Source organism: Streptomyces sp. NBC_00483 (assembly GCF_036013745.1).
In the GTDB taxonomy this organism is placed as follows: Bacteria; Actinomycetota; Actinomycetes; order Streptomycetales; family Streptomycetaceae; genus Streptomyces.
Genome location: NZ_CP107880.1, coordinates 3,991,292 through 4,009,627 on the forward strand (window position 1 = coordinate 3,991,292; position 18,336 = coordinate 4,009,627).

Below are 18,336 nucleotides of genomic sequence, written 5' to 3' on the forward strand. Positions count from 1 at the left end.
CATGGATCGTATGGAAGGTACGGAAGGTATGGAACCCATGACCGGTACGAGTGCCCCCTTGCGCGTGGGCCTGGTCGGCTACGGCCTGGCGGGCTCCGTCTTCCACGCCCCGCTGATCGCCGCCACCGAGGGCCTGACCCTGGACACGGTCGTCACCTCGAACCCCGAGCGGCAGGCCCAGGCGCGCGCCGAGCACGGCGAGGGCCTGCGCTTCGTCGCGTCCCCCGACGACCTGTGGGAGCACGCGGACGAGCTCGACCTGATCGTCATCGCGTCGCCGAACAAGACGCACGTGCCCCTCGCGAAGGCCGCCATCGCCGCGGGCCTCCCGGTCGTCGTCGACAAGCCGGTCGCGGGCACCGCCGCCGAGGCCCGCGAGCTCGCGGAGCTGGCCGAGAAGCAGGGCGTCCTGCTGTCGGTCTTCCAGAACCGCCGTTGGGACAACGACTTCCTGACCCTCCAAAAGCTGCTCTCGGACGGCGAGTTGGGCGACGTCTGGCGCTTCGAGTCGCGCTTCGAGCGCTGGCGCCCGCAGCCCAAGGGCGGCTGGCGCGAGTCCGGCAACCCGGAGGAGATCGGCGGCCTCCTGTACGACCTCGGCAGCCACGTCGTCGACCAGGCCCTGGTCCTGTTCGGCCCGGCCGTCTCCGTCTACGCCGAGTCGGACGTGCGCCGCCCCGGCGCCGAGGCCGACGACGACACGTTCATCGCGATCACCCACGCGAACGGGGTCCGCTCGCACCTGTACGTGTCCGCCACCACCGCCCAACTCGGCCCGCGTTTCCGCGTGCTGGGCTCGCAGGCGGGCTACGTGAAGTACGGGCTCGACCCGCAGGAGGCCGCGCTGCGCGACGGCAAGCGCCCGACGGCCGGTGAGCCGTGGGGCGTTGAGGGCGAGTCGCTGTGGGGTCGCGTCGGCTCCGGCGAGTCCCCGCTGACGGGCGGCGGCCGTCCGTTCGCGACGGTCGACGGCGACTACCCCGCGTACTACGCCGCCGTCGCCGCGGCGCTGCGCGACGGCACCCCGAACCCGGTGCCCGCCACGCAGGCCGCCGACGCGCTCGACGTCCTGGAGGCGGCCCGCGTCTCGGCCCGCGACGGAGTGACGGTGAAGCTGTGATGAGCACCCAGAACGCGAACCCCGAAAACGCCCCGCAGATCCCCGAGTTGGAGGACCAGGAGCGCCGTCTCGTCCTGAACTCCTTCACGTACGACGACGCCTGGGCCCTCGGCAACCTGCTCGTGGACCTCGCGCGCGAGCGGCAGGCGCCGGTCGCGATCGACATCACGCGCGGCGGCCAGCAGCTGTTCCACGCGGCGCTGCCGGGCTCGGCCCCGGACAACGACGCGTGGATCGCCCGCAAGCGCCGCGTCGTCGAGCGCTACCACGCCTCGTCCTACCTGGTCGGCAGCCGCTTCCGGGCCAAGGGCACGACGTTCGAGGACGCCTCGCGCCTCGACCCGGACACGTACGCGGCACACGGCGGCGCCTTCCCGATCTCCGTACGGGGAGCGGGAGTTGTGGGCGCCGTGGTGGTCTCGGGCCTCCCGCAGGTCGAGGACCACAAGCTGGTCGTGGCGGCGCTGGAGCGGTTCGTGGGCTAGGGCGGCGTGGCCCTGGTTCAGCCACGGACTCCGGCCCGCCGCCTGCGCGCCAGGAAGACGGCGCCCGCGCCCGTCGCCGCGAGGCCCGCCGCGATCGAGCCGAGCACCGCGGCGCCGAGGGACGGCGTACCGGTGTCGGCGAGATGGCCCCCGCCACCGCCCGTGCCTCCCGTACCTCCGGCGCTTCCGCCGCCGGACGCCCCGCCGTTGGCACCGCCGCCGGACGGGGGTGCGGGGGTGGTGTCGCTCGGGGAAGGGGTAGGCGTGGGTGTGGGTGTGGGTGTGGGTGTGGTCTCGGTGGGGGTGGGAGTGGGGGTGTCCGTCGGAGTGGGGGTCGGGGTCGGCGTGACGCCGGTGGGCGTGGGGGTAGGTGTGGGCGTCGGCTGGTTGTCCTCACTGGTGCACGTCGGCAGGTCACCGACGAACGGGTAGGCGTGGAACTCCTCGCCTCCGCCGCCGGACGCCGTCGGGGACCCGTGAGTGAGTGAACCGGCCGTGTAGAGGCGGCCGTTGGTGCCGGACATGCTCACGGTCGTCGTACTCGACTGGTTGCCGACGAGGACGCTCCCCGAGAACTGGGTGCCGCCCGCGAGCTCCACGCTCGTCGCGTCGGGGAAGTTCCACAGCAGCCGGTCGCGCAGCTCGGCCGGGAGCATCGTCTCGTACGTGTTGATCTCCCGCGCGCTCCCGTAGAGGTTCACCAGCACGGTGGCCCCCGACGGAATGCCGTCGAACCGGAAACCCGACGAGCCGCCGCTGGCGGAGACCAGGTCGGCGTCGACGTCGAAGATCTGGATCGGGGAGCTGCCGTCGCCGGTGAAGACCGTGGCGTTGCCGTTGTTGACGGCGGTGCCGGTCGGGGCGCGGCGTACGCCGCGGTCGTACGCGTAGCAGTGGCTGGCGTCGGTGAGGTCCTGCCGGATGCCCTTGTAGGGCGCGGCCGCGTCGGGGTCGTGGACGGACCGGCTCTCCACGGTGCCGTCGAGGGTGCCCCCGTACCGCGCGACACCGGTGGCCCCGTCGGCCTCCACCGCGACCCGCTCCCCCGTGGCGACCGTCAGATCACCGCCGACGGTGAGGAAGTCGGTGCCGTCCTCGGGCGGCACGCGCGATCCCACGCCCGCGACGCCCACGTTGTAGAGCCCCGAGACGCCGGGGTCCTTGTCCTGGTCGTAATCGCCGAGGACGACGACCTTGCCCTCCGCCTCCGCGGAGCCACGGCGGACGAGGAAGTCCCCTCCGACGTAGATGTTGATGTTGTTGTCGTGGCCGGTGGGAGTGCCGTTGTTCGTGTCCGGGTACGTGCCCGGGCAATCGGGGGCCCGGCAGGGCCCGAGCCCGTCCGGCAGCGGATCGGCGTACGCGGGCCCGACGGCGGCCCCTACGAGGAGGACCGCGGAGGCGAGGGCCCCGGCCGGGAGCCGGGACTTTGAGATGACGGTACGAATTGTTCCCATGCCCGAACTATGGGAACGGCCCTCCCGCCCTCCGGGGAGACACGCACCCAGGGCCGCCGAGGGCACCCCGATCGGGGGTGCCCCGGCGACTCACGTCACCCGGCGGAGAGGCGGAGAGAGCGCCTACGCCCCCTTCAGCTCCTGCCGCTGTCGCCCGAGCCCGTCGATCTCCAGCTCCACCACGTCACCCGCCCGCAGATACGGCTTCGGCTCGGGCTGGCCCATGGCGACGCCCGCCGGCGTACCGGTGTTGATGACGTCGCCGGGGTACAGGGTCATGAACTGGCTTACGTAGCGCACCACTTCGGCGACCGGGAAGATCTGGTCGGCCGTCGTGCCGTCCTGCTTGAGCTCGCCGTTCACCCACAGCCGCAGCCCGAGCGCCTGCGGATCCGGCACCTCGTCGGCGGTCACGAGCCACGGGCCGAGCGGGTTGAACGTCTCGCAGTTCTTGCCCTTGTCCCACGTGCCGCCGCGCTCGATCTGGAACTCGCGCTCCGACACGTCGTGCGCGACCGCGTACCCGGCGACGCAGCGCAGCGCCGCCTCCTGGGACTCGGCGTAGCGGGCCGTGCGGCCGATGACGATGGCCAGCTCGACCTCCCAGTCGGTCTTGACCGAGCCGCGCGGTACGAGGACCGTGTCGTCGGGCCCGACGACCGTGTCGGCCGCCTTGAAGAACACGACCGGCTCGGCGGGCGGCTCGGCGCCGGTCTCCGCCGCGTGGTCGTGGTAGTTCAGCCCGATGCACACGACCTTGCCGATACGGGCCACCGGCGGGCCGATCCGCAGCCCCGACGCGTCGAGGACGGGCAGCTCCCCGGCCGCGGCAGCGGCCCGTACGCGCTCGATCGCGGCGTCGTCGGCGAGCAGCGACCCGTCGACGTCCGTGACGAGTTCCGACAGGTCGCGCAGGGTTCCCTCGGCGTCGAGCAGCGCGGGGCGCTCGGCTCCGGCGGGACCGACTCGCAGCAGCTTCATGGTGTAACTCCCTCTGCAGTAGGAGGAGCCTCCACGGCCCGGTGCGGCGTGCAGCCATCGGAGGACTGGTCGATCCTCCAAGGTGAACGTCCAGTCCGCAATACCCCGTTCACGGACTGGACCCGGACCATCGCCGAGAGTTCAGAGCGCGGGCGCGGCCGCCACCCCACCGGCGTACGGCATGTCCCGGTAGAGCACGGCGCGCTCGATCGAACTCCACGTCGTCGACGTGACGACGTACAGCGCGGCGGCGAGCGGCACGAAGGCGACGGTGAAGAGAGTGAAGAAGGACATCAGCGGCATGAACTTGCCCATCGCCGCCATGCCGGGCGCCTGCGGCTGGTCGCCGTTCGGCTTGTTCTGCTGCGCCTGCGCCATCTGCCGCTTCGTCCGCCGGTAGTTGAAGCTCGCGACGGTGGCGACGAGCGCGAACAGCGCCACGTAGACGAGCCCCTGCTCCCCGAAGAGCCCGCCGTGCGCGAGCGCGTCGTGGAACCGGCCGCCGAGCGGGGCCGCGCCGAGGGTGTGGCCGAGCAGCGCGTTGGGCTCGCCGCCGATGCTCCGGTTGGAGAACAGGTGGTAGAGCAGGAAGAACGCCGGCATCTGGAAGAGCATCGGCAGACAGCCGGTCAGCGGGGAGACCTTCTCCTCGCGGTGCAGCTCCATGATCGCCTTCTGCATCGCCTCGGGGCTGCTCTTGTGCTTCTTGCGCAGCTCGGCGATGCGCGGCTGCAGCTTGGCCCGTTCCCGCTGCCCACGGGCCGCGGCCCGCGACAGGGGGTGGACGAGGAGGCGTACGAACGCGGTGAACAGGATGATCGCCGCGGCCGTGGCGGAGGCGTGCAACAGCGGCTGGAGGAGGTCGGCGAGGTGTGCGACCAAGCTGGCAAAAACGGACATGAACGACGACATGAGTGAGCCCTCCGGGGGTCTCGTCGTGCCTGACATCGGAATGCGAGTCGGCGTGACGGACTACGGCCCCGTACGAGGTAGGGGCTAGTAAGCCGTCGGGACGAGGCGCCCGGGTGCTCGGGGCCTGGGGCGGCCAGAGGCGTCGGGATCGCGCTGCGGCAGGAACGCGGTGCGCCGCTCCCGGTCGCGGATGGCGGTGCGGACGCGGGTGCGCGCCACGGCGGGCGCGGAGCGCGCGGCGAGGACGGCGCAGGCGGCGAGCGCGGAGCCCGCGGCGGCGGTCGCGGCGAGCGCGACGGCGCCGGCGATGCTGCCGGTGTCGACGAGCGCCGAACCGAGGAGGACGAAGAGCAGCAGGGCGACGGGCCGCAGCGTGACGGACCCGCTGGTTGCGCGTGCCATGCGGCGGCCTCCTCTCCGGCTCCCGTTTCGTTCGGGCTGTATGCGTCCTGTCAGTTATACAGGCTCGGTCACGACCGGCTGGAGGAGGCGCCGGGGCGCGAGCAGGGCCCGGCTCACCGGATCGGCGGGGTCCGGGTCGAGCCCGGCGCCGGGCAGCATCTCGACTTCCTCCAGCGGCACAAGGCCCCCGCAGCCCGGACACTCCCCCACGATGCCGAGCGGGGTGCCGCACACGGCGTGCTGGAACTCACGCATCGGCAGGGACCCCGGGATCTCCCTGCCCCACGCGCCGAGCGCCCGCACCGCCGGCCACAGTCCGCGCCCGCGCGCGGTCACGACGTACTCGTGGCGCGGCGGCGACTCCTGGTACTGCCGCTTCTCCAGGACTCCCGCGCTGGTGAGCGCCTGGAGCCGGGTCGCGAGGACGGCGCGCGGGATGCCGAGGTGGACGAGGAAGTCGTTGTAGCGCCGCACGCCGTAGAGCGCGTCGCGCACGACGAGGAGCGTCCAGCGTTCACCGACGATCTCCAGTGCGCGGGCGAGCGAGCACTGCTGGGTCGCGTAGTCCTTGCCGAGAGCCATGGCCCCACTGTAACCACTTTCCGGCTTCTGAGTTCAATGACCGAACCTGCCGTGCTACGTTCATGAAGCCCGGTAAGTTCATTCACTGAACCCACGACTGGATGGGCCCACCCATGCCGCAGCACGTACTCGAGCAGGCCGCGCAGACCCCGACCGGAGCCCGCCCCGGCGCCACCCTCGCCGTCACGAGCGCGGCGACCGCCGTGGCCCTGATGACGTACACCGCGCCGATGATCACGCTCGCCGACACGGCCGCGTCCCTGCACACCGGCCTCTCCGCCCAGGCCTGGCTGCTGAACGGCACCCCGCTCGGGCTCGCCGCGCTGCTCCTGGTCGCGGGCAGCCTCGCGGACGACTACGGGCGGCGCCGCGCCTTCGTCCTCGGCACCTTCGCCCTCGGCCTCATGACGATCCTGGGCGCGCTGGCCCCCACCACCCTCCTCTTCACGCTCGCCCGGGTCGCGCAGGGCGCCGCCTCGGCCGCGATCATCGCCGCGAGCCTGGGCCTGCTGGTGCACGCGTTCCCGACCCCGGCGGGCCGCATCAGGGCGACCGGGGTGTGGGGCGCGTTCGTCAGCGGCGGCATCGCGATCGGCCCGGTGGTCGCGGGCTGGGTGGCCGGGCTCGCCGACTGGCGCTGGTCGTACGCGGTCCTGGGCGCGGCCGCGCTCCTCGTCGGCGCCCTCGCCCCGCGCGCCCTGACCGAGTCCCGCTCGCCCCGCGCCGGCCGCCCCGACCTGCCCGGCGCCCTCACGCTCGGCCTCGCGCTGGTCGCCCTCCTCGCCGCGCTCACGCTCGGCCGCGACGGCTGGCTCCGTGCCCCCATCGGCGTACTGCTCGCGGCAACCGCCGTACTCCTGGCGGCATTTGTGGCGGTCGAGCGCCGCAGCGCGAGCCCCATGCTCGACCTCTCGCTCTTGCGCCGCCCGCTCTTCCTGGCCTCCACGGCAGGGGGTCTGTTCACGGGTCTGTCGGTCGTCGCGCTCTTCAGCTACGTCCCGACGCTCGTCCAGAACACGATGGGCGTGTCCCCGATGGGCACGGCCGGGTTGTTCGTGGTCTGGTCCGGCACGTCGTTCCTCGTCGCGCTTCAGGCGCGGCGCCTGGCGGGCCGGGTCTCGCCGCGCCACCAACTGGCCGTCGGCTTCGCCCTGCACGCGCTGGCCGTCGCCACGATGCTGGGCGCGGCGGGCTCCGGCCACTGGACGCGGCTGCTGCCGGGGCTCGTCGTCTCCGGCGTCGGCAGCGGACTCCTCAACGCCGCGCTCCCGCTCCTCGCCGTCGAGTCGGTCCCGGCCGGGCGCGCGGCGATGGGCTCGGGCGCCAACAACACGGCGCGGTACATCGGTTCGGCTGCCGGGGTGGCCCTGATGATCGCGGTGTCCACGTCTACGGGCACGTCGACGCACGCGCTGGCCGGCGGCACGAACGCGGCGCTGATCACCTCCGGCGCGCTGGCCCTCGCGGCGGCGGGCCTGCTGCTCGCGCTGCGGGAGCGACGGGCGCCGCAGCCACAGCCACAGCCGCGCAGCTGAACCCGCTCCCGTTGCGGGGGTTCTCCCTACCCCGCACTCGGGCGCCACTCCCATGGGCGTGCACGACCTACGTCCCTAGCGTGATCGGTGAGATCAGGCGGAGGGGACGAGGGGACGACGGGACATGTGGAAGCTGGCCAGGCGCACCATCCGGTACAGAGGGAAGAGCCTCACGGCCACCTTCCTCGCACTCTTCCTCGGCACGGTCATCGTGATGACCTGCGGCGGCCTGCTGGAGACCGGCGTACGCAACAACGCGCCCGCGCAGCGGCTCGCGCAGGCCGACCTCGTGGTGACGGGCGACCGTTCGGTGGCCCCGCCGCTCGCCAAGGGCGACGACCCCGACGACGCCGAGGACCCGGCGATCATGCCCGAGCGGGTTCCCGTACCCACTGCGGCACTTGACCGGGTGCGGGGCGTCGAGGGCGTCCGCGAGGCCGTCGCCGAGCGGACCTTCGACGCGGCGCTCGTACGGGAAGGACGGGAAGTACGGGACGGGGCGGGCCCTGTGAAGGCGCAGGCGCACGGCTGGGCGTCGGCCGCCTTCGCACCGTACGGAATCGCCGAAGGCAAGGCGCCCGCGCGGGACGACGAGGTGGCCCTCGACACCCGGACCGCCCGTGCCGCGGGCGTCGGCCCCGGTGACAAGGTCCGCATCGCGGCCGGGGACGGCACACGGAAGTACACCGTGAGCGCGATCGTGAAGACCTCCCGGCAGCTGGACCGGTCGGCACTGTTCCTCACCGACGGCCGGGCCGAGGCGCTCGCCCCCGCCGTCGCGGACATCGCCGTACGAACGGACTCCGGCACGGACCTCGCAGACGTACGCGACCGGGTCGCCGCCGCACTCGACGGGCAGCCGCTCAAGGTCGTGTCCGGCGACGGCAGGGGCACCGTGGAGTTCCCCGAGGTGCTGACCAGCGGCAGCGATCTGGTCGCGCTGGCGGGGGCGTTCGGCGGCATGACCACCGTCGTCGCGATCATGGTGGTGTCCGGGACGGTCGCGCTGTCGGTGGGCCAGCGGCGCCGGGAGTTCGGGCTGCTGCGGTCCATCGGCTCGACGCAGCGCCAGCTGAGGCGGATGCTGCTGACCGAGACGCTGATGGTCGCCGTGGTCGCGGCGGGCGCGGGCTGGTTCGCGGGACCGCCGGTGGGCCGCTGGCTGTTCGGCGAGTTCCAGGGCACGGGCTTCGTCTCCGACTCCGTGATCTACGCGCAGGGCTGGATCCCGGCCGTGGCCGCGGCCGGCGCGCTGCTGATCACCGCGCTGCTCGGCGGCTGGATCGGCGCCCGGCGCGGGGTGAACGTCAAGCCGGTGGAGGCGCTGCGGGAGGCCGAGGTGCAGCTGCGCTGGGCGCACCCGCTGCGGATCATCCTGGCCGTCCTGTTCCTGTCCGGGGCCACCGCGCTGGCGATCCTCACCGTCCTGCTCTTCGACGGGCCGATCGCGGGCAGCACCGCGGGACCGACCGTGCTGTGCGCCGTCATCGGGTTCGCGCTGCTCGGACCGGGCCTCACCAAGCTGATGGCGTGGCTGATCGGCGGCCCGATCCGCTGGTTCACCGGCTCCAGTGGCAAGCTCGCCGTCTCGCACGCCCGGGTCCGCGCCGTCCGCATGGCCGCCGCGGTGACGCCGCTGATGCTGGCGACGGGCATGGCGACCGGCAACCTCTACCTCCAGACCACGCAGATCGAGGCCACGAAGTCGGCGTACGCGGCCAACCTCCGCGCGGACGCGGTGCTTTCACCGGCGGCGGGCGGCGTCTCGGACGCGCTCCTCTCCAAGGTCCGGCACACCAAGGGCGTCGAGGCGGCGAGCGCGTACGCCACGAGCACGGGCTTCATCGACGGCGCGACCGACGAGGACGGCATCCCGCTCCAGGGCGTCAGCGCGCGGCAGGCCTCCCTCACCACGGCCGTACGCCCGGTCGCAGGCAGCCTGGAGAAACTCGACGGGACCACCGTGGCGCTGACCACCGAGCGGGCGCGCAAGCTGCACAAGGCAGTCGGCGACACCGTCACCCTCCGCCTCGGCGACCGGGACGAGGTCGACGTACGCATCGTCGCCCTCTTCAAGGGCCGCCCCGGCTACGAGACGGCCTTCCTGCCCGCCGCCCTGCTCGCGTCCCACACGGATCTGGGTCGCCCCTCGCAGATCCTGGTCCGGACGTCGTCCTCGGCCGTCGTCCCGGGTCTCGCGTCCCTCGCACCGGGCCTGGAAGTCACCGACCGCCAGTCGCTGATCGAGGCCAACGCCGAGGACGCACAGACCCAGGCGTGGATCAACTACCTGCTGATCGCGATGATCGTGGCCTACACGGTGCTCGCGGTGGTCAACTCGCTGGTCCTCTCCGTCGGCAACCGCAGCCGGGAGTTCGCGCTCCAGCGGCTGGTCGGCTCAACGAAGGGCCAGGTCATGAAGATGCTGACCATCGAGGCCCTGATCGTCGCCGCGATCGGCCTGCTCCTTGGCACGGCGGCAGCAAGTACCTCACTCTTCCCGTTCGCGCACGCGGCGGCGAACACCTGGATGCCGTCCGGGCCTTGGTGGATCTACGGGGCGATCATGGCCGGTGCCGTCACGCTGTCCCTGGCGGCGACGCTGCTGCCGGCGTGGGCGGCGCTGCGTATCCGGCCGGTGGAGGCGGCGGGGGCGCAGGAGTAGCTACCGGGCACCGGGCTATCCGGCCGCCCCGATCGGATCCCGGGCCAGCACGTCCTCGTCCGCCCGCTCGTCCCGGTCCGCCGGGAACGCGTACGTCACCACCAGCGTCACGGCGAGATTAGCGGCGAGGGCGACGATCCCGGCGTTCATCCCGAACACCGGATCGTGCCCGCTGAACACGAGCCCGCACACGACCCCGACCCCCACCACGAGCCCACTCAGCGCACCCACCAGACTCAACCGCCGCCACACCAGGCCGATGAGCAGCATGGGGACGAGCTGCGCCATCCCCTCGTACGAGATGAGGGAGAGCCGGACGAGCGTGTTGGGAGCGGCGTACGTCAGCACGAGCGCGACCGACCCGGCGACGACGACCACGACCTGCGACCCGGCCTTCTGCGCCCGCGACGCAGCCTCTGACGCCCCCCGCCACCTCGGCACGAGGGACATCACACTGCTCCCCCACATCGTGCCGATGACCAGCATGAACACGGCCATCGGCACGATCGACGACAGCGCCGCCGCGACCCCGACGATCCCCACGACCCACGCGGGAAGCGAGTCGACGACGAGCTTGAAGAGCGCGAGATTCGAGTCGGCCCCGGTGAGCCCCGGAACGACGAACAGGGCCGCCATCCCGAGCAGCATCGGCACGAACAACAGCACGTTGTACGCGGGAAGCCACATGGCATTGCGCCGCAGCGCGTCGGCGTTCCGGGCGCCGAGATACCCGGCGACGGTGGTCGGGAAGATGACGACGGTGAGGGCGTTCAGGAAGGTCGTCGTGGCGAACCACCCTTCCCCGTAAGGCGATCCACCGCTACCGGGCAACGTCAGCCAGGCGCTCTTCTCCTCAACGAGCCGCCCGAGGAAGTCCCCGTACCCGTCGAAGTAATGAAGAGGTACGTAGATGGCGAGGAAGGCGAGCGTGACGATGACGAGGAGGTCCTTCAGGACGGACACCCAGGCGCTCCCCCGCAACCCGCTGACGACGACGAAGACGGTGGTGACGGCGAAGCCTATGAAATAGGCCCAGTTGAGGCTGACGGCACCGTACGAGATCGTCGAGACGACGACGCCCATCCCGGTGATCTGCAACTGGATGTACGGGAGCAGAAACACGGTGACGAGAACGGCGACGCCGGCGCCGAGCCAGGGCCTGCGGTACCGGTGGGCGACCATGTCGGTGATGCTCACGAGCCCGTGCTGCCGCGCGTAGGACCACAACAACGGCCCGACGACGTACCCGATGGCGTACCCGCAGGACATGTAAGCGACGACATACAGAACAGGGGCGCCGTAGTTGTACCCCCACCCGGCAGCACCCAGATAACTGAAACTGGTGTACCCCTCCCCCGCCATCAGCACCCACACGAACACGGCCCCCAACGACCGCCCGCCCACGGACCACTCGGCGAGCCCGCCTCCGCGGCCCTTTCCACGTACGGCGAGCAGCCCGAGAGCGACGGTGGCGACCATGAAGACGCCGAAGAGGGTGGTGGCGACGGCGGCGTTGCTCATGACAGGCCCCGCTTGAACCGCTGGTCGCCACGCCAGGTGAGCCAGACGGCGAACGGGGTGACGAGCGTGGCGCCCAGCAGCCACACGAACAGGAACGGCAGCCCGAACACGACGGGTTCGACGCGGTTCACGAAGGGCAGCGCGCCGATGTAGAGCACGAAGGGGACGAGGAGCCAGAGCAGGTGGGGCCGTTTGATCACGAAACGGCAGCCTATCGGGGGCGTCGACGCCTATCGGGGACGCGTGGCGCCCACCGGGGACGCATGGCGCCTACCGGGGGCTCATCCGGCTGAGCTTCCCCCACACCACGAGTCGGTACTTGGAGGTGAATTCGGGCGTACAGGTGGTGAGGGTGATGTAGTACCCGGGACTTTGGTACCCGGCCCCCGGAACGACACCACTGCGCGGCACGGGATTGATCACGCCCCCATCACCGGCCGAGGTCTGGGCGAGCGTCTTGTCGACGACGTACGTGTACGAGGCGGTCTTCGTCTGAACGGTGAGGGTGTCGCCGCGCCGCAGCCGGTTGATGTAGCGGAACGGTTCCCCGTGCGTGTTCCGGTGCCCGGCGAGCGCGAAGTTCCCGGCGCCGCCGGGCTGGGCGGTGCCGGGATAGTGGCCTACGTAGCCGTGGTTGAGGACGGCGGACTTGCTGATGCCCTGGGCGACGGGGGCGCGGAGGCCGAGGCGGGGGATGCCGAGGATGGCGTAGGCCTGGTCCCAGTTCGGCTGGGGCGGCGCGGGCTTGGTGCGGTGGTCGTCCGGAGTGACGGAGGGATCGTCGCTCGGGGCGTCACTGGGGGTGTCACTGGGCTCGACGGCCCCGGCGGCGGGCTCGGTGCGATCGGTACTTCCGCCCGAGCCCTCCCCCCATTGCCGCTCAAGAGCCTGCACCTGCCGATCGGCACCGGCCCTGGCCTGCCGATTGGTCCACCACAACTGGTGCACGACGAGCAGCAGCACGACGAGCCCGAGGGTGACGGCGACCTCGGCACCGTTCCACAGAACGCGGCGGACGGCGGACCTGCGGTACCGCCCTTGGGCGACGACAGCAGGCCGCCTATCGGTACGCATACGTTGCATACGTTGCAGCAGCACGCGCGCAAGATAGATCGCGGGGCGCGAAGTCGCCAGGGGTAGGGCGGGGGCTGTGGGTGTGCAAGCCCCGATCCGACGGGAGCCGCGGGCGGAAACCGCAGGCGCTCGGAACCCATGGGTGCGCGAGACCCGATCGGGCGGGTCCCCGGCCAGGGATCCAGCAGTACGGTGTCCCCCATGCGCCCCGACACCCCTGCCACGCCCGCCGAGACCGACCGTGCGAACCATGTCGCGGAAGCCGAGCGCCTGGAGCGCACGGCGGCGATGTACCCGGAGGACGCGGAGCACCTGCTCCTCCAGGCCGCGGCCCACTACGAACTGGCCGAGGCCCGCGACCGCGCGACGACCCTCTACGACGGCCTGCTGTCCGCCGACGCCCCCCAGTCCCCCGCCCTGATCCGCGCACTCAAGGCAGCGAACCTCTGGGAGTACGGCCACGAGGCCGAGGCCCAGGCGATCATCGCGGGAATCCGCACGGCGGCGCCGCGCGACCCCGCGCCCTGGGTGATCGTGGCGGAATCCCTCGAAGCCCACGACGAACTCGAAGAGGCCCACGCCACGTTCACGGAGGCCCTCGACCTCCTGATCCCGGAGCCGGAACGCTCCGGGGGCGGCCCGGGCATCCCCCTGGCAAAGCACACCCTCCTCCTCGGCCGCCACCGGGTCCGCCGCCTGCTCGCGGTCGACCACGACTCGTGGGACACCCTCGCGGACGAGGTCAACCGCACCTCGGTCTCCCTGGACGAACTCCACGACCCGAAGCGCGTCTGGGCCCTCGGCTCGGAGAACCCGGCGGAACTCCAGGCCGAAATCTCCCGCATCCGGGCGGAGTTGGGCTCGTACCGGGAGGCCCTGTCGCGCCCCTTCCCGGTGGCGGTGCTCCACTGGCCGTCCCCGGAATACACGGAACTCCTGTCGGCGTACCCGACCCTCTCCTCCGAATACCCCTCCTACGAGGCCCACTTGGCGTCGACGGAGGCTTCCCTGAGGGAACTGACAACATCGGGCACGGCCAACGTCGGCATCGTCACGGGCACAGTCCCCTCCTACGAGGCCTTCGCAGCATCAGAGGGCTCATCCCCAGAGGACGTCTCGCTCCTCCCGCAGTACGCAACGACCCTGGCGGCCCGGGGCCGCGCGGTGGCGTGGCCGCCGGCGAGTGGGGCGGGGTGTTGGTGTGGGTCGGGGACGGCGTATGCGTCGTGCCACGGGGCCGGAGCGTAAAGCCCGCGGCGCTGGGCTGTGGGGCTAGAGCCCTTGGCTCCTGTCAGCCCAGCGCGATCGGTGCTGCTTCAAGAAGGCCACGCCTATGCGGTGTCGAGGCCTCTCGACATAAAGCCTCCCCACCACTTGCCGGGTAAAGCCGTCGACGATGTCCAAGTCGTCGGTGATCAGTAGCGCCCCGTTATCGAACCTAACGTGGCAGTTCGGGCAAAGGCAGAGGATGTTGGAAGCCACATCGGGGCCATGATGCGGTTCACCTAGAGCCTGTATATGAGCCCCTTCGCTATACCGCTCCCCATCCACTCCCACGACCACAGGAACTCGACACACCTGGCAAGTATTGGCGTAGATCGACTTGACCTTGCGTGATGCCCTGGTGTTGCGGACTCGCCGCTGGGATGTGACGTAGCGAGCCGTCGCCCGCTCAAGCTCCGTCATGTCGGGGTCCAGCTCGACTTCCACGTCCCCTGGAACACTTTCGCCAAGATCCCTGACAAGCCGAAATTGCCACATCAGGTGACCCCGCGCAGTCTGCGTGCACCAGTGGTCCTCTACGCGATAGAGCCCCGCATATCGATAACCACCCCTGGCTTTACCGCTGCGAATATCCAAGCCGCGAACGTAACGTACGGGGAGTCCTTCGTTCTGATTGAGGACTAGCCCGGCATTGCACCCATCGAGTCGCTGATCCGTGGTTATGTGCCCATCCTTATCTGGGTCTCCCCCCATCGCCGTGTAGATCACGACATCCCCTTCATCACTATCTGCCGCATATCCACCGCTTGCGACGATTGAGTCCACGCCCTCGCGTGCCGTGCCGGATATGCCTCGCCCGCGGAAGCGATGGACGCCAGCAGCGTGCAGCTCGGTGTGTCCCTTGAACCACTGGCCAGGACTCACCTCCGGCGGAGGGCCGAAGTAGATGCTTTTGGAGGGTTGGCGTGAAGAAGTAGGCATGCCGGCACTCTGACAAGTTGCAGCATGCACTTCAGCTACTTCGAGCTCAATTTGGCTACAGTCGATCACTTCAGGGCCGAAAACAGTCGTTGACTGCCAGGGCATGCCTTGCATCACCTATCCCGTGACTGTCAGTGGCTCTTGCTAGAACTGAGTCACAACGGATCTGCGATCGAGAACACCCAGGGGGACCGATGGCCAAGTCACACCAGCCCGAACCGCTCGAGCCAGGAGTACACGAGCGGCTCATCACCCGAGCTCTTCGGGGTGACATGACGCGGCTCGAGGCTGCGGGCTGGAAAGCCATCGAAGGAGAAGTGACCGCAGAGTCAACTCCGCACGTCCTGGCACATCATCTCGGCGAGACAATTGGCCGGCGCCTCCAACAACTGCCACACAACCAGCAAGTCGCAGCAGCCAACACGATCATGGCTGCCTTGGAATCGGCAGCCCCCTCGGACGACTCATATGCGGACACGCAACTGATTGAGGACGGCCCTCATCAGCTGCTCGCCCTCGCAGAGCAAGAGGCGCCCGGGGTCTACGCGATCCGCCCGCTGACACCGCTCTCTGAAACGGCCCTCATCACGAACTCGCCCGAAGACCCCAGCCTCGGAGCGGAGCTCAGAGCTGAACTAGCCGTGGCCGATCGCATCGACCTGCTCTGCGCCTTCGTGAAGTGGTACGGCATCCGAGTCCTGGAAGGGGCCCTGCGCGAGGCCGCCGATCGCGGGGTTCCCATTCGCGTCGTCACCACGACGTACATGGGCGCCACCGACCGCCACGCCTTGGACCGGCTCGTTCGCGACTTCGGTGCTGAGGTGAAGGTCAACTACGAGACGCGGTCCACGCGGCTGCACGCCAAGGCCTGGCTGTTCCGCCGCAACAGTGGATTCGACACCGCCTACGTCGGCAGCTCGAACCTCTCCAAAGCCGCCCTGCTCGACGGGCTTGAGTGGAACGTTCGGCTGTCGTCGGTAGCCACACCCGCCGTCTTGAAAAAGTTCGAGGCGAGCTTCGACTCGTACTGGAACGACATCTCCTTCGAGACCTACGACCCCGATCGCGATGCCGCCAAGTTGGACGAAGCGCTAGGAGTGGCTGGCGGCTCAACGTCTGGCGATGACCTCAAGATCAGCCTGTCCGGTCTTGAGGTCCGGCCCTATCCGCATCAGGCCGACATGCTGGAGCGCCTTCATGTCGAGCGCGAAGTGCGCGGTCATGACCAGAACTTGCTGGTAGCGGCCACAGGGACAGGGAAGACCGTCATGGCCGCCCTGGACTTCCGCAATCTGCACCAACAGTGGGGCGGCAAGGAGTACCCGCGGCTCCTCTTTATCGCGCACCGCAAGGAGATCCTGAAGCAGTCGCTGCGCAAGTACCGAGAGGTACTCGACGACGCATCGTTCGGCGAGCTGCTCTTCAGTGGCGAACTCCCCCGCGACTGGAAGCACGTCTTCGCCAGCGTCCAGTCCCTCACTGACCAACGGCTCGACCAGTTCAGCCCCGAGCACTTCGACATCATCGTCGTCGACGAGTTCCATCACGCCACGGCGACCACGTATCGCCGCGTACTCAACCACTTCAAGCCCAAGCAACTTCTCGGACTCACCGCCACCCCGGAGCGGGCGGATGGACTCAACGTGCAGAGCGAGTTCTTCGGCGGTCGCGTCGCCGCCGAAATGCGACTCTGGGAAGCCCTCGACAACGACCTTCTCTGTCCGTTCCACTACTTCGGTGTCCCTGATGGAACCGATCTGACCCGCCTCAACTGGCGTTCCGGAACGTATGACCAGAGCCAGCTCGGAGACCTCTTCTCGGCTGACCACGCCCGCGCCCGCATCGTCATCAAGCAAGTCCGGGACAAAGTGTCCGACCCCGGGAGTATGCGGGCGCTCGGCTTCTGCGTCTCTCGCAAGCACGCTCACTTCATGGCCAATTGCTTCCAAGAGGCCGGCTTCCAGGCCAAGGCACTGGACAGCGAGTCGAGGCCCGAGGTCCGGGAGCAGGCTCTAGACGACCTCAAGTCGGGGAAGATCCAAGTCCTGTTCTCCGTCGACCTCTTCAATGAGGGTCTGGACATTCCTGACGTCGATACGTTGTTGCTCTTGCGCCCGACGAGCAGCGCCACCGTGTTCCTCCAGCAGCTCGGCCGTGGTCTGCGCCGCACGCCCAACAAGCCGGTTCTGACGGTCTTGGACTTCATCGGACAGCACCGCGCCGAGTTCCGATTCGAGGAGCAGTTCCGCGCGATGACGAACCTGTCGCGTAACCGCCTCCTTGAGCACGCTGAGCACGACTTCCCGCAGTTGCCCTCTGGCTGCCAGATCATCCTGGAGGGCAAGTCCAAGGACCTGGTGCTGGACAACATCCGCACGCAGATCAAGGCAACAGTTCAGACCCTGGCTAAGGAGGTCAGCGCTTACAACACTCCGCGACTCGCTGACTACTTGAGGGAGAGTCGCCGCGAGATCAAGGAGTTGTACAAGTCCAGCAACTCGTGGACCACTGTCCTACGCCGAGCTGGCCTCGCCGATATGTCCGAACAGCCTGGGGAGAGCGACCTGTTGAAGCGCGTCCACGCGTTCCTTCACGTCGACGACCCAGAACGTGCGGCGGCCTACAAGCGCCTCCTGAGCGACGATGCGCCGGCCTACGAAGATCTGAACGCGACGGACAAGACGTTCGCACGCATGCTGTTCTTCAACCTCTGGGACAAGGCCGGTGGCTTTGACTCCTACGAAGAAGGCCTCGCATCGCTGCGCGGGCAGACAGCACTCCGCGATGAGTTGCGCCAGGTACTCGACTACGTGATGGACGAGACCGACCACTTCCCCATCCCGCTGGAAGGCCCACACGCGCATCTGCCCCTGAAGATCCACAGCGCATACAACCGCTCGGAAATCCTGGCTGCCCTCGGCGTGGCCCGGTTCGGTGGCCAGATGCCCGGATCGTTCGCCCAGGGCGTCCTGTGGGATGAGGCCAACCAGACAGATTCGCTCCTGATCACCCTCGAAAAGAACGAGAAGGACTTCTCTCCCACCGTCCGTTACAAGGACTACGCCCTGAGCCCAAGCCTCTTCCACTGGGAGTCGCAGAACGCGACCGCAGACATTTCCCGTACCGGACTGCGCTACCAGCAGCACGCCGAACGCGGAGGCCACATCCTCCTTTTCATGCGGCGCTACAAGGACACCGACACCGGCAAGGCTCAGCCGTGGATGCTGCTCGGCCCGGCCACGTACGACTCCCACACCGGAAGCAAGCCCATGTCCATCACATGGCGCCTCCACCATGAGCTTCCTGCGGACGTGTGGACATACGCGTCGGCCGTCGCCTAGGGGGCGAATCAACTTCCGCCTCCTCTCGGTGCGAACAGCCGTCCGTAGTGGATGAG

At 69.6% G+C, this 18,336-nt stretch carries 15 protein-coding genes; 6 read left to right on the plus strand and 9 right to left on the minus strand.

Features of this window, described 5'->3' with window-relative positions; translation table 11 throughout:
• Positions 1 to 37: 37 nt before the first annotated feature.
• Positions 38 to 1,120 carry a Gfo/Idh/MocA family oxidoreductase gene (locus tag OHA73_RS17580; RefSeq protein WP_327655495.1) on the plus strand — a complete coding sequence of 361 codons (1,083 nt, stop codon included), beginning with the start codon at positions 38 to 40 and terminating at the stop codon, positions 1,118 to 1,120.
• Positions 1,120 to 1,605, plus strand: coding sequence for a heme-degrading domain-containing protein (locus OHA73_RS17585; protein WP_327655496.1), 486 nt, complete (start codon positions 1,120 to 1,122; stop codon positions 1,603 to 1,605). The genes OHA73_RS17580 and OHA73_RS17585 overlap by 1 nt, the downstream gene beginning before the upstream one ends.
• Positions 1,606 to 1,622: 17 nt before the next feature.
• Here the strand turns inward: OHA73_RS17585 and OHA73_RS17590 are convergent, their stop codons facing one another.
• The 5 genes from OHA73_RS17590 to OHA73_RS17610 all read right to left on the minus strand — a co-directional run bounded on the left by OHA73_RS17590 (position 1,623) and on the right by OHA73_RS17610 (position 5,939).
• Positions 1,623 to 3,062, minus strand: coding sequence for a choice-of-anchor A family protein (locus OHA73_RS17590; protein ID WP_327655497.1), 1,440 nt, complete (start codon positions 3,060 to 3,062; stop codon positions 1,623 to 1,625).
• 123 nt (positions 3,063 to 3,185) lie between these two features.
• On the minus strand, positions 3,186 to 4,043 hold the full coding sequence (locus tag OHA73_RS17595) for a fumarylacetoacetate hydrolase family protein (protein ID WP_327655498.1): 858 nt from the start codon (positions 4,041 to 4,043) through the stop codon (positions 3,186 to 3,188).
• Positions 4,044 to 4,184: 141 nt separating this feature from the next.
• Positions 4,185 to 4,955, minus strand: coding sequence for a YidC/Oxa1 family membrane protein insertase (locus OHA73_RS17600; protein ID WP_327655499.1), 771 nt, complete (start codon positions 4,953 to 4,955; stop codon positions 4,185 to 4,187).
• Between the two features lie 84 nt (positions 4,956 to 5,039).
• On the minus strand, positions 5,040 to 5,357 hold the full coding sequence (locus tag OHA73_RS17605; protein ID WP_327655500.1) for a DUF6412 domain-containing protein: 318 nt from the start codon (positions 5,355 to 5,357) through the stop codon (positions 5,040 to 5,042).
• Between the two features lie 54 nt (positions 5,358 to 5,411).
• A complete protein-coding gene (locus OHA73_RS17610; protein ID WP_327655501.1) occupies positions 5,412 to 5,939 on the minus strand; it encodes a winged helix-turn-helix transcriptional regulator in 528 nt (175 codons plus the stop codon).
• Between the two features lie 113 nt (positions 5,940 to 6,052).
• Between OHA73_RS17610 and OHA73_RS17615 the strand changes: the two genes are divergently transcribed.
• Positions 6,053 to 7,474, plus strand: a complete 1,422-nt coding sequence (locus tag OHA73_RS17615) for an MFS transporter (RefSeq protein WP_327655502.1) — start codon at positions 6,053 to 6,055, stop codon at positions 7,472 to 7,474.
• A gap of 124 nt (positions 7,475 to 7,598) precedes the next feature.
• Positions 7,599 to 10,139, plus strand: coding sequence for an FtsX-like permease family protein (locus tag OHA73_RS17620; protein ID WP_327655503.1), 2,541 nt, complete (start codon positions 7,599 to 7,601; stop codon positions 10,137 to 10,139).
• Positions 10,140 to 10,154: 15 nt separating this feature from the next.
• Here the strand turns inward: OHA73_RS17620 and OHA73_RS17625 are convergent, their stop codons facing one another.
• From OHA73_RS17625 to OHA73_RS17635, 3 genes are all read right to left on the minus strand, one after another.
• Complete coding sequence (locus OHA73_RS17625) at positions 10,155 to 11,660, minus strand: sodium:solute symporter family protein (protein WP_327655504.1); 1,506 nt, start codon at positions 11,658 to 11,660, stop codon at positions 10,155 to 10,157.
• A complete protein-coding gene (locus tag OHA73_RS17630; RefSeq protein WP_266710731.1) occupies positions 11,657 to 11,860 on the minus strand; it encodes a DUF3311 domain-containing protein in 204 nt (67 codons plus the stop codon). The genes OHA73_RS17625 and OHA73_RS17630 overlap by 4 nt, the downstream gene beginning before the upstream one ends.
• A gap of 70 nt (positions 11,861 to 11,930) precedes the next feature.
• Positions 11,931 to 12,734 carry a class E sortase gene (locus tag OHA73_RS17635; RefSeq protein ID WP_267070297.1) on the minus strand — a complete coding sequence of 268 codons (804 nt, stop codon included), beginning with the start codon at positions 12,732 to 12,734 and terminating at the stop codon, positions 11,931 to 11,933.
• Positions 12,735 to 12,935: 201 nt separating this feature from the next.
• Here OHA73_RS17635 and OHA73_RS17640 point away from each other — a divergent pair, with 201 nt between their 5' ends.
• Entirely contained in the window at positions 12,936 to 13,982 is a 1,047-nt protein-coding gene (locus OHA73_RS17640; protein ID WP_327655505.1) for an SEC-C domain-containing protein, read from the plus strand.
• A 24-nt stretch (positions 13,983 to 14,006) separates the two neighbouring features.
• Here OHA73_RS17640 and OHA73_RS17645 read toward each other — a convergent pair whose 3' ends face one another.
• A complete protein-coding gene (locus OHA73_RS17645) occupies positions 14,007 to 15,044 on the minus strand; it encodes a YDG/SRA domain-containing protein (RefSeq protein WP_327655506.1) in 1,038 nt (345 codons plus the stop codon).
• A gap of 89 nt (positions 15,045 to 15,133) precedes the next feature.
• On the opposite strand from OHA73_RS17645, the gene OHA73_RS17650 reads away from it, so the two are divergent.
• Positions 15,134 to 18,280, plus strand: a complete 3,147-nt coding sequence (locus OHA73_RS17650) for a DUF3427 domain-containing protein (RefSeq protein WP_327655507.1) — start codon at positions 15,134 to 15,136, stop codon at positions 18,278 to 18,280.
• The last annotated feature ends 56 nt before the right edge of the window (positions 18,281 to 18,336 follow it).

What these genes read in the sequence shown, in the direction of transcription:
- OHA73_RS17645 (WP_327655506.1), bottom strand. Translation starts at nt 15,044, where the DNA reads ATGCCCTGGCAGTCAACGACTGTTTTCGGCCCTGAAGTGATCGACTGT.
- OHA73_RS17580 (WP_327655495.1), top strand. Translation starts at nt 38, where the DNA reads ATGACCGGTACGAGTGCCCCCTTGCGCGTGGGCCTGGTCGGCTACGGC.
- OHA73_RS17585 (WP_327655496.1), top strand. Translation starts at nt 1,120, where the DNA reads ATGAGCACCCAGAACGCGAACCCCGAAAACGCCCCGCAGATCCCCGAG.
- OHA73_RS17595 (WP_327655498.1), bottom strand. Translation starts at nt 4,043, where the DNA reads ATGAAGCTGCTGCGAGTCGGTCCCGCCGGAGCCGAGCGCCCCGCGCTG.
- OHA73_RS17615 (WP_327655502.1), top strand. Translation starts at nt 6,053, where the DNA reads ATGCCGCAGCACGTACTCGAGCAGGCCGCGCAGACCCCGACCGGAGCC.
- OHA73_RS17605 (WP_327655500.1), bottom strand. Translation starts at nt 5,357, where the DNA reads ATGGCACGCGCAACCAGCGGGTCCGTCACGCTGCGGCCCGTCGCCCTG.
- OHA73_RS17620 (WP_327655503.1), top strand. Translation starts at nt 7,599, where the DNA reads ATGTGGAAGCTGGCCAGGCGCACCATCCGGTACAGAGGGAAGAGCCTC.
- OHA73_RS17610 (WP_327655501.1), bottom strand. Translation starts at nt 5,939, where the DNA reads ATGGCTCTCGGCAAGGACTACGCGACCCAGCAGTGCTCGCTCGCCCGC.
- OHA73_RS17590 (WP_327655497.1), bottom strand. Translation starts at nt 3,062, where the DNA reads ATGGGAACAATTCGTACCGTCATCTCAAAGTCCCGGCTCCCGGCCGGG.
- OHA73_RS17625 (WP_327655504.1), bottom strand. Translation starts at nt 11,660, where the DNA reads ATGAGCAACGCCGCCGTCGCCACCACCCTCTTCGGCGTCTTCATGGTC.
- OHA73_RS17600 (WP_327655499.1), bottom strand. Translation starts at nt 4,955, where the DNA reads ATGTCGTCGTTCATGTCCGTTTTTGCCAGCTTGGTCGCACACCTCGCC.
- OHA73_RS17640 (WP_327655505.1), top strand. Translation starts at nt 12,936, where the DNA reads ATGCGCCCCGACACCCCTGCCACGCCCGCCGAGACCGACCGTGCGAAC.
- OHA73_RS17650 (WP_327655507.1), top strand. Translation starts at nt 15,134, where the DNA reads ATGGCCAAGTCACACCAGCCCGAACCGCTCGAGCCAGGAGTACACGAG.
- OHA73_RS17635 (WP_267070297.1), bottom strand. Translation starts at nt 12,734, where the DNA reads ATGCGTACCGATAGGCGGCCTGCTGTCGTCGCCCAAGGGCGGTACCGC.